Source organism: Rhizobium sp. CFBP 13644 (assembly GCF_014842165.1).
Lineage (GTDB): Bacteria > Pseudomonadota > Alphaproteobacteria > Rhizobiales > Rhizobiaceae > Agrobacterium > Agrobacterium tumefaciens_C.
In genome coordinates, this window is the sequence record NZ_JACYVF010000005.1 from 291,246 (window position 1) to 300,739 (window position 9,494).

Here is a 9,494-nt window from a genome sequence, read left to right on the forward strand (position 1 = left end):
CTCATGTCTCGGCACTGGAACCCAGAAACGCCTCGTCCACAAAACACCCTTGTTTGCCATATCGATGAGGTGAAGGAGGGAGATGCCAAGGGGTTCGGGCCCTTGGGAGGATTGAAACGCAAGATCATACTGATCAAGCGCAACGGCGTTTTACATGCCTGGCTCGACGCCTGCCCGCACTACTCCACGGGCACACCAATGTCCTGGAAGACCGATGCCTATTTCAATGGTGACAAAAGTCATCTTGCCTGCCACTCGCATGGCGCCCTTTTCGACATAGAAACGGGTGAATGCGTCCTGGGCCCGTGCCTTGGACAAAGACTAACACCTGTCGAATTTACCGTGAGCGATGGAGGGGAGATTTTCATCGCATCACCTGCAGAGGAGGAAAAACCATGAATTCTGGCATCAAGAAGGTGCTAATCGTCGGCGGCGGCTTTGCGGGCATGACCGCAGCGTTGCAGATGTCGCGCCAGGGCTTCGAGGTGGATCTCGTCGAGATCGATGCGAACTGGCGGTCCTATGGTGCCGGGATCAGCCTGCATGGCTCGACCCTGCGCGTGTTGGAACAACTCGGCCTCATCGGGCGATTTCTCGAAGAGGGGTTTGTCAGTGACGGCGTTGAGATGCGGGGACCAGACGATTCCGTGCTTGTGACGCTGCCCACGCCTCGCGTTGCCGGTCCCGGCATTCCCGGCGGCGGCGGCATCATGCGCCCTGCACTTGCCAAGATCCTGTCGGAAGCAGTGCGAGCGTCGCCGACAAAGGTGCGGCTGGGTGTAACATTCACCCAGATCGTTCAGCATCAGACGGGCGTCCAGGTGACCTTCAGCGACGGCTGTTCGGACACGTATGATCTGGTTGTCGGAGCAGATGGACTGTATTCCTCCGTCCGAGCCAGCGTCTTTCCCGACGCTCCCAAGCCTCGTTTCATAGGCCAATCGGTCTGGCGTGCCGTGCTGCCCCGGCCCAAAGGCATCGACACCGTCGCCATGTGGATGGGGCCGAAGCTGAAAGTCGGCATGAACGGGGTGAACAAGGACCAGGCCTATTTATTCCTGACGGAAGATCGCCCCACGAACGATTTCGTCGCGCCGGAGGTCCTCGTCGAGAGCCTGCGCGGATTGCTTGAGCGGTTTTCCTCACCCATCATCCGCAAGATTGCTACCGAACTCTCGGCCGAAAACCACATCATCTATCGCCCGCTCGAGCAGATGTTGCTGCAACGGCCGTGGTTCAAAGGCCGTGTGGTCCTTATCGGCGATGCCGTCCATGCGACGACGCCGCATCTGGCTGCTGGTGCCTGCATCGGCATCGAGGATGCCATGGTCCTGGCCGACGAAATGGGGGCTAACGATCAGGTCGACACAGCACTTGCCGCATTTGAAGCCAGACGCTGGGAGCGCTGCCGGATGGTGGTCGAGAATTCCGGCAAATTGGCCGATATCGAGATCCATGGTGGCAGTCGTCAAGAGCATGCCTCGATCATGCAGGCATCCATGAAAACACTGGCTGAAGCCATTTGAGACAGGGCGCGGTGGTGATGCGGTTTGGGAGATCGCACACCGGACTCCGCGGTTAAAAAAACACAGGAGGAACATGCATGTCGGGACAGAAATTCGGAGCGGCCGGGGTGGCAGCCCTTGTCATCGGCCACTTCTCGGGGATGCTCGATTTGATAGCGTTGCCGGTTTGGGTGGGCGCACTGGTCGAGCGTTTCGGCTTCAGTCCGCAGCAGGCAGGCGCGCTGGCAACCCTCTTCCTGATTGGGGCGGTCGCAGCCAGCGCCATTGTTGCTCCGCGCTTCAACGACATGAACCAGAGGCTGTCATCGGCTCTCGGCTTTGGAGTCGCTGCCGTGGCGTTCTTGCTGGCTTCGACACAAAGCAGTTTCATTCCGCTCGCCGTCCTGCATTTCGTAGCGGGCCTTTCGATTGGCGTCGCGCTTTCAATGGTTCATGGCACGATGGGCCTCAGCGCAAATCCCCATCGGCTTTTCGCCATGGCAGGCATTGCGCTCGGCCTGCTGGCCATCGTTCTCCTGGCTGTCATTCCACAATTGTTGGTTTCCTTTGGCGGCCCAGTCCTTTTCCAGGTCTTTAGCGGGATCATGACAGTCGCTGCCGTCAGCTCGGCCCTGTTGTTTTGCAATCCGGACAGAAATCTCAACTACCAGAGAAAGCCTTTCAACCGGGCAACATGGTTCACCATATTTGGCATCAGTCTCATGACCTTCAATCAGGCGATGGTCTTTTCCTTCGTCGAGGTCATAGGCAAGTCCCGCGGCTTCTCTGCAGATAACGTGCTTGCGGTTCTCATCGCATTGGGTTTCGTCAATTTCATTTTGCCGTCGCCATCTGCTGCCTTCCTTCAGGCTCGTATTTCTGCAACTCTGGTCACGCAAATCGGACCTGCCGTACAGGTCATTCTCGCTATCATCGTCACTTCGGCCACAGCTTTCACTGTCTGGGCGCCGGCGGCCGCAGTCTTCGTTTCCATCCAGATTTTCACCCACAACTTCGCGTTCGGGCGATTGGCCAAACTCGATCCGACTGGCCGTGCCGTCGCCGCCACGCCGGCAATGTTGATGGTCGGCGCAGCATTCGGGCCGATTGTCGGCGGAGCGCTTGGCCAGAACTTCGGTTATTCGGCGCTTGGCATCGCCGCCGTCGCCGTGGGCGTGATTTCCATAGGCTTCTTCACCAAGGCAAAAACCGCATGACAAACTTTCCCGATATCACCCGCATCGTCACAGGACATGCCCAAGACGGCCGCTCCATACTCAGCGAGGTCGGACCGCTTCCCAAGGTCGTTGAAGTGACGGCGATACCCGGAACCGTCTTCCATGAAGTCTGGTCAACCGCCGAAAGCCCCGCAAGAGTGGGAAACGGTGACGATCCGACGCTCGGTCCATTGATGCTGCCTCCTCCTATCGCTGGCACAAGGATCCGCTTTGTCGACATTCCCCCAGACACAGAGGATTTCCTGAAAACTGGCGCCGGAAGCATGGATGCAGCCTTCGAACAGATCGGCGACAAGGCCGCGTCGACGGTCAAACTAAACTCCCCGCATCCTCTGATGCACCGGACGGAATCGATCGACTACGGTATTGTCATCGAAGGCGAAATGACCCTTGTCGTGGATGATGGCGAGGTCTGCCTGAAGCCCGGTTCCGTGGTCATCCAGCGTGGGACAAACCATGCCTGGGCCAACCGGTCCGGCAAGATGTGCCGCATGCTCTTCGTGCTCGTCTCCGGGACCTACGATCCGGAGATCGCAACAAGCCTTTCCGGACGGTGAGGACAAACAAGAAAACTTGAGGCCAGCAACGGTTGGTATGAGGTCAAAATGAAATTTGCAACCTATCATGACGGCAGCCGCGACGGGCAGCTCTGGGTCGTCTCCCGCGACCTGACATCGGCCGTGCCTGCAACGGGCATCGCGACATCATTGCTCTCGGCAATCGAGCAATGGGATATCGTATCCCCAAGGCTCGACGCGCTCTATCAGCGACTGAATGCAGGCGAAGAGTCATTTGCGACCCGCTTTGAGCCACAACGTTGCATCGCCCCCCTTCCGCGCGCGCCGCAATGGCTCGATGCTTCGGCTTTCCTCAATCATGGACGGTTGATGGACAAGGCGTTCAATAATCCAATCAATCCGGATTTCGAACAGATCCCGCTGATCTATCAGGGGGCCAGCGATGACTTTCGGGGTCCACTCGCCGATGTCGAATTTCAGGACGAGGCAATGCTCATCGATATGGAAGGTGAGTTTGGCGTGGTGCTGTCTGACGTGCCCATGGGGACGACGGCAGAGACCGCTGCACACCATGTGCGCCTGATCGTACAGATCAACGACTGGTCCCTGCGTGCCTTCGGACCACGTGAAATGCGTGCAGGATTCGGATTTGTGCAGGCGAAACCCTCGACAGCTTTCGCTCCCGTGGCCGTCACACCCGACGAACTCGGCTCCCACTGGGCCAATGGTCGCGTCGGGCTTCCTCTGTATGTCTCGATCAATGATCGCGAAGTCGGCCGCGCAGACGGCAGCGAGATGCATTTCTCGTTTGGTGAGCTGATCGCATATTGCGCACGCACAAGGCGCCTGTCTGCCGGAACGATGATCGGCTCCGGCACAGTGTCGAATGCCGATCGGGCCGCCGGATCGTCCTGCATTTCCGAAATTCGCACGATCGAACTCTTGGACGAAGGCGCGGCACGCACCCCCTTCCTGACCTGGGGTGATCGGGTGAGGATGGAGGCACGTCTGCCGGATGGATCCGTTCCCTTTGGTGTGATCGATCAGCGCGTGGTTCAGGTCTAATGCGTATTCTGGTTACGGGAGCCGATGGATTTCTCGGGCGAGGCCTGCTCGCCCAACTGACGACATCATTTTCGCAGGCTCGGCGGCTGGTTCTGACAGATCGCAGCTTTTCCGGTTCGGGGCCGGTTGGCTCGGAGACGATAGCCGGCGACCTCTGCGACCTGGACTTCGTTGCCGACCTCCTGGCGCCGGGTTTCGATCTCGTCTTTCACCTGGCAAGCGTCCCAGGAAGTCTGGCCGAGACTGAGCAGGATTTGGGCCACAGCGCCAACCTTCTGGCCCCCGTTGCACTGGCGCGTGGCGTAGCAGCGCAGTGTCCAGGTGCCCGCTTCATTTTTGCGTCGTCCATTGCGGTCTATGGCGATCTGGGTAATGGCGTCGTCACGACTGAGACACGCCCGGCGCCGCTCCTGACCTACGGCGCCCACAAGTTGATGATGGAAATCCTGCTTTCGGACATGACACGGCGAGGTGCGCTTTCTGCCATGAGCTTGCGCTTTCCGGGCATCGTTGCAAGACCGCCAAGCGAGAGCGGACACGGATCGGCTTTCATGAGCCAGATTTTCCATCGCATTGCAGCCGGAGATGCCTATGACTGCCCCGTGCCCTCGACCAGCACATGCTGGTGGATGTCGCGGCGGGCTGCAACGACTGCACTGCTGCACGCCGCACAGATGCAAGGCCCCATTCCGACGGTCGTCCAGCCTCCCGTTCTCCATGCAAGCCTTGAGGCCGTGTCAGAGGCCATTGTCCGGACAGTCGGAAAGCCGGCGCGCATTGGTTGGGGCGATGACGAGAAGCTGCAACGCATCTTCGGCGCGATGCCGCCGCTTGATGCCGGGGCAGCCCAGGCCCTCGGTTTTCGGGCGGATGCTACTCTCGAACAGCTGGCGGCAGCCGCACTTTCAGGAGAATGAGATATGAAGATCATCGATCTATCGGTTGCCATCGAGAATGATGTCCCCGCCGATCCGCCCGGTCTGGGTCCGAAGATCAGCTACACCAATCATGCCGAAGGCTCGCAAGAAGTCCTGCGTTTTTTCCCCGGACTTGATATCGCCGATGTCCCAGGTGGCGAAGGCTGGGCTGTCGAGCAATTGGCGCTCACAGCTCATGCCGGTACGCATCTCGATGCCCCATGGCACTTTGCATCCACCATGAACAATGGGAAACCGGCCTGGACCATCGATGAAGTCCCGCTGGACTGGTGCATCCGCCCGGGCGTAAAGCTCGACCTTCGCGATCTTCCGGATGGTCATGTCGCAACCGAGGCGGACATCAAGGCTGCGGTCAAGGCAACGGGGCACACTTTGCAGCCTTTCGATATCGTCCTCATCAACACGGCAGCCGGTGCGGCCTATGGCAGACCGGACTATCTCGGTCGTGGTTGTGGCATTGGCCGTGTCGCGACCCATTGGTTGATGGACCAGGGCGTGCACATTGCCGGGACCGACGCATGGTCCTGGGACGCACCGTTCCCGGTCACGGCGAAGCGCTTCGCAGAAACCGGCGATGCTGCGCTGATCTGGGAAGGCCACAAGGCGGGACGCGAAGGGATCTTCATGCATATGGAGAAGCTGACACGTCTGGACGAGCTTCCGGCACATGGCTTCACCGTCTCCTGCCTGCCCGTCAAGATCAAGGGCGGCTCGGCCGGCTGGTGTCGCGCGATCGCCATGCTCTGAAAGTACCGACTGCCGCTGATAAGTCGGAACACAAAGGCGTGGCATGTCATCAATGCCACGCCGATATCCAAGGCGACACGCCTGAGTGGCATCGGTACGAGGAGGGTCCCACACCGAAAGGTTCGCTCCGAGCGGAGCGCTGCCGAAGCATCCTTCCTGCTCAGCTGCTCACAAACCGGGCCGCCAGTTCTGCTCCATTTCTCAGTCCTGTCGCTTTCATCAGACGGGCGCGATGCGACTCGACAGTTCTGGCCGAGAGACCGAGTTCGTCAGCGATGATCTTATTTGTCTTGCCTTGGGCCACAAGCGCGATGATCTGCCTCTGGCGGTCCGTCAGGCTTAGCCGCTCCTTTGCCACAGGACGGGCAATAGGTTGAAAACAATAGAGGGCTTGCGCAAACGGGTCCGATGGATGGCGGGAGCGGCCATCAACACGGCACCAGAAGCGCCGACCATTGCTTGCCGTCATGATTCGCTCGTCATTATAGACGTTCTCACCCGACAGATGAGCCTTCCACATTCGCCCTGCCCTGACAAAATCCGCGTGCTTGGGATAAAGACGCGCAAAGCTCTCGTCGATCAGTTCGGAACGTGAATAGCCGAACAGGCGAGCGAATTCCTCGTTACAATCCCGAATAATACGATGCGTGGCATAGACCATCGGCACGGGAATCTCCGTCAGTGCAAACTGTGGAGTAACAGGTTTAGCCCTCATGAGAACCTCGCGACCAAATGCCGTATAAATACGGCTAACTCAACCCACATTTCAAGGCATAATCTCTTCATCAGCTTCGCCTCTGGCACCGTCAGAGACGAGATGAGGGAGGACAGAATGAGAAAGATAACGTCAACCGCAGCGGAGGCGCTGGCCGGTGAACTGACTGATGGCATGACCATCATGTCAGGCGGTTTCGGCCTTTGTGGAATTCCGACAAGCCTGATCGAAGCCGTTCGACTGTCCGGCGCTAAGGATCTGACTGTGATTTCGAACAATGCGGGCGTCGACGGCTATGGCCTTGGCGTATTGCTGGAAACCCGGCAGGTCCGAAAAATGATTTCGTCCTATGTGGGTGAAAACAAGCTTTTCGCGGCCCAGTATCTGTCCGGAAGCATCGAAATCGAATTCAATCCGCAGGGCACGCTGGCCGAGCGCATCCGGGCCGGCGGTGCAGGCATTCCAGCGTTTTACACCAAAACCGGTGTCGGGACGATCATCGCCGAAGGCAAGGAAGTCCGCCGCTTCGGAGACGACGACTACGTCATGGAGACAGGCCTGTTTGCCGATGTTGCGCTCGTCCACGCCTTCAAAGGCGATACGGAAGGCAATCTGGTCTACCGGAAGACTGCGCGCAACTTCAATCCGATGATGGCGACCGCAGCACGCCTGACGGTGGCCGAGGTCGAGCACCTGGTGCCTGTCGGTGATATCGATCCGGACATAGTCCACACACCTGGAATTTTTGTGAAGAAGATCGTGCACATCCCCAATCCTGAAAAGCGGATCGAGCAGCGTACGGTCAGGACGAGAACGACTGGAGAGGTAGGCTGATATGGCTTGGACACGCGAACAAATGGCAGCGCGGGCTGCGCGCGAACTGCAGGACGGTTCCTATGTCAACCTGGGTATCGGCATCCCGACACTTGTTGCCAATTACATTCCCGATACCATGGAAGTCACCTTGCAGAGCGAAAACGGCATGCTCGGAATGGGAGCATTCCCGTTTGAGGGAGAAGAAGATGCCGATCTCATCAATGCCGGCAAACAGACGATCACCCAGCTACCGAAGACGAGTTATTTCTCCTCCGCAGACAGCTTTGCGATGATTCGCGGAGGCCATATCGACCTCTCCATCCTCGGCGCCATGCAGGTTTCTGAGAGCGGCGACCTCGCCAACTGGATGATACCCGGAAAGATGGTGAAGGGGATGGGTGGCGCGATGGATCTTGTCGCCGGCGTCAAGCGGGTGGTCGTTGTCATGGAGCACGAGGCCAAGGGTGAATCCAAACTGATGAAGGAATGCAGCCTCCCGCTCACAGGCCGCCGCGTTGCCGATCTGGTCATCACCGACCTGGGCGTCTTCTCCGTCGCGCGCCATGGCACACCAAAACTGACGCTGATTGAATTGGCCGACGGAGTATCGCTCGAAGAGATCACGTCGAAGACTGCGGCAAGTTTCACTGTCGAGTTGTCTTGAAGCTGTATACACCCCGCCGGCTTCGTCCGGCGGGGTGATATTTCAGCGACGCTGTTCAGTACTCGGGTAATGGCGGAATTCTGCGAGTCATCTCGAACTAAAGCTCGTGACGGACCCGATCAAAGCTCACCACGCCGCCCCTTGATCTCTCCTTCTCCGACATCGCACGGCTATAGGAGACGTCGATCATGCGTCCCGTTTCCAGCAGCAGGCCGTGGCGCTGATTTGAACCCGCCCTCAACCGTTGAGCATATCGTCAATGACGTTCAGCTTGAGAACAGCCGCGAGAAATATCGCGCAAATATTACGCTGACCTAATAATACCTGTTTCAAAAACAGACCATCATCGCGGACAAATTCCAACTGTTCTATCGTCAGAACGCGGATCACGAGCCGCTAGCCCATCAAGGACACCTCGCCTATCGTTCTCGGTTGGTGCGTTGGCGACACGCTCTGCAAAGCAGAATGCCCACCGCGAACCGTCACCTGCGTCTCAACGCGAAGCTTATCCCCAGAAGGAGCTCCGCCAAGCCTAGGTCTTGAAGGCTGTTGAGCATTACACACTCAGATCAGATGTGAGAGGGTCGCCACTTTTCTGCTCCCTACCTAATCAGAAGGAAAATTTGGGTGGAAGGTCACCGCCAGGACCGAGATTGCTAACCGCAAGTTCCTTTATCTCGCCCGTAGGGCGATGAGCACACAAACAGCGCCTGATGCCAATCGTGCGCGACCTCACCCATACGGTCATCATCGGCCAAGCACCTGACGATTAGCTGGCATCTCTGCAAGTCCACGGCACATTGCGACCATCATGTCGTCGATGGACGTAAAAGACGTCGCGGATTGCCTCTGAGGCCAAACGCACGAAGTTTCTCAAGGCGTATGCAGAGAAACTATTGAGGAGGTTTGCCGAGTGGGAGCTTACCAATAAATTTGGTTGCGGGGGCAGGATTTGAACCTGCGGCCTTCAGGTTATGAGCCTGACGAGCTACCGGGCTGCTCCACCCCGCGTTACCAGCGTAAATCCCGATGGGATTTTCGCGACAGAGCAAACTCGAAGAGTTTGCGTTTCCGGTCCGGTTTTTGCCTTGGCAAAATACCGTTGTTAGAACTCGAGGGGAACGACATCCGCCTATGAGTTGTGCGCTTAAACGCATAAAGGCCGCTTTCGCGACCCTTAGTATCGGCTGGGCCGAAGGAATGTGATTGAGAAGACTGTTTTATGATTTGTTGCGTTTTGCAGACCTGGCAGCGACCTACTCTCCCGCGTCTTAAGACGGAGTACCAT

The 9,494-nt window shown here is 58.0% G+C and carries 10 protein-coding genes and 1 tRNA gene; 9 read left to right on the top strand and 2 right to left on the bottom strand.

Annotation, left to right across the window (positions count from 1 at the left end):
* Nucleotides 1-3 precede the first annotated feature (3 nt).
* The 7 genes from IFT53_RS15350 to IFT53_RS15380 all read left to right on the top strand — a co-directional run bounded on the left by IFT53_RS15350 (nt 4) and on the right by IFT53_RS15380 (nt 6,011).
* Complete coding sequence (locus IFT53_RS15350; RefSeq protein WP_192065897.1) at nt 4-399, top strand: Rieske (2Fe-2S) protein; 396 nt, start codon at nt 4-6, stop codon at nt 397-399.
* Nucleotides 396-1,526: an FAD-dependent oxidoreductase gene (locus IFT53_RS15355; protein WP_192065898.1), complete on the top strand. Its 1,131-nt coding sequence runs from the start codon at nt 396-398 to the stop codon at nt 1,524-1,526. Before IFT53_RS15350 ends, IFT53_RS15355 begins: the two co-directional genes overlap by 4 nt.
* A gap of 77 nt (nt 1,527-1,603) precedes the next feature.
* Nucleotides 1,604-2,722, top strand: a complete 1,119-nt coding sequence (locus tag IFT53_RS15360) for an MFS transporter (protein ID WP_192065900.1) — start codon at nt 1,604-1,606, stop codon at nt 2,720-2,722.
* Entirely contained in the window at nt 2,719-3,300 is a 582-nt protein-coding gene (locus tag IFT53_RS15365; RefSeq protein ID WP_192065902.1) for a cupin domain-containing protein, read from the top strand. The genes IFT53_RS15360 and IFT53_RS15365 overlap by 4 nt, the downstream gene beginning before the upstream one ends.
* A 48-nt stretch (nt 3,301-3,348) precedes the next feature.
* Nucleotides 3,349-4,326 (top strand): fumarylacetoacetate hydrolase family protein, encoded by a 978-nt coding sequence (locus IFT53_RS15370; RefSeq protein ID WP_192065904.1) that lies wholly within the window; start codon nt 3,349-3,351, stop codon nt 4,324-4,326.
* The gene (locus tag IFT53_RS15375; protein WP_192065905.1) at nt 4,326-5,243 is read left to right on the top strand and encodes an NAD-dependent epimerase/dehydratase family protein; all 918 of its coding nucleotides are present in this window, start codon (nt 4,326-4,328) and stop codon (nt 5,241-5,243) included. The genes IFT53_RS15370 and IFT53_RS15375 overlap by 1 nt, the downstream gene beginning before the upstream one ends.
* Nucleotides 5,244-5,246: 3 nt before the next feature.
* Nucleotides 5,247-6,011: a cyclase family protein gene (locus IFT53_RS15380; RefSeq protein WP_192065907.1), complete on the top strand. Its 765-nt coding sequence runs from the start codon at nt 5,247-5,249 to the stop codon at nt 6,009-6,011.
* 160 nt (nt 6,012-6,171) lie between these two features.
* Here the strand turns inward: IFT53_RS15380 and IFT53_RS15385 are convergent, their stop codons facing one another.
* The gene (locus tag IFT53_RS15385; RefSeq protein WP_052496796.1) at nt 6,172-6,726 is read right to left on the bottom strand and encodes a LuxR family transcriptional regulator; all 555 of its coding nucleotides are present in this window, start codon (nt 6,724-6,726) and stop codon (nt 6,172-6,174) included.
* A 117-nt stretch (nt 6,727-6,843) separates the two neighbouring features.
* Here IFT53_RS15385 and IFT53_RS15390 point away from each other — a divergent pair, with 117 nt between their 5' ends.
* Nucleotides 6,844-7,560, top strand: coding sequence for a CoA transferase subunit A (locus tag IFT53_RS15390; RefSeq protein WP_192065909.1), 717 nt, complete (start codon nt 6,844-6,846; stop codon nt 7,558-7,560).
* 1 nt (nt 7,561) lies between these two features.
* Nucleotides 7,562-8,206 carry a 3-oxoacid CoA-transferase subunit B gene (locus IFT53_RS15395; protein ID WP_192065911.1) on the top strand — a complete coding sequence of 215 codons (645 nt, stop codon included), beginning with the start codon at nt 7,562-7,564 and terminating at the stop codon, nt 8,204-8,206.
* Between the two features lie 934 nt (nt 8,207-9,140).
* On the opposite strand, the gene IFT53_RS15400 is transcribed toward IFT53_RS15395, so the two are convergent.
* Nucleotides 9,141-9,217: transfer RNA gene (locus tag IFT53_RS15400), tRNA-Met, on the bottom strand.
* Between the last annotated feature and the right edge of the window lie 277 nt (nt 9,218-9,494).

Bases quoted from the DNA above. Each gene is read 5' to 3' on its own strand.
- IFT53_RS15350 (WP_192065897.1), top strand. From the start codon at position 4: ATGTCTCGGCACTGGAACCCAGAAACGCCTCGTCCACAAAACACCCTT.
- IFT53_RS15355 (WP_192065898.1), top strand. From the start codon at position 396: ATGAATTCTGGCATCAAGAAGGTGCTAATCGTCGGCGGCGGCTTTGCG.
- IFT53_RS15360 (WP_192065900.1), top strand. From the start codon at position 1,604: ATGTCGGGACAGAAATTCGGAGCGGCCGGGGTGGCAGCCCTTGTCATC.
- IFT53_RS15365 (WP_192065902.1), top strand. From the start codon at position 2,719: ATGACAAACTTTCCCGATATCACCCGCATCGTCACAGGACATGCCCAA.
- IFT53_RS15370 (WP_192065904.1), top strand. From the start codon at position 3,349: ATGAAATTTGCAACCTATCATGACGGCAGCCGCGACGGGCAGCTCTGG.
- IFT53_RS15375 (WP_192065905.1), top strand. From the start codon at position 4,326: ATGCGTATTCTGGTTACGGGAGCCGATGGATTTCTCGGGCGAGGCCTG.
- IFT53_RS15380 (WP_192065907.1), top strand. From the start codon at position 5,247: ATGAAGATCATCGATCTATCGGTTGCCATCGAGAATGATGTCCCCGCC.
- IFT53_RS15385 (WP_052496796.1), bottom strand. From the start codon at position 6,726: ATGAGGGCTAAACCTGTTACTCCACAGTTTGCACTGACGGAGATTCCC.
- IFT53_RS15390 (WP_192065909.1), top strand. From the start codon at position 6,844: ATGAGAAAGATAACGTCAACCGCAGCGGAGGCGCTGGCCGGTGAACTG.
- IFT53_RS15395 (WP_192065911.1), top strand. From the start codon at position 7,562: ATGGCTTGGACACGCGAACAAATGGCAGCGCGGGCTGCGCGCGAACTG.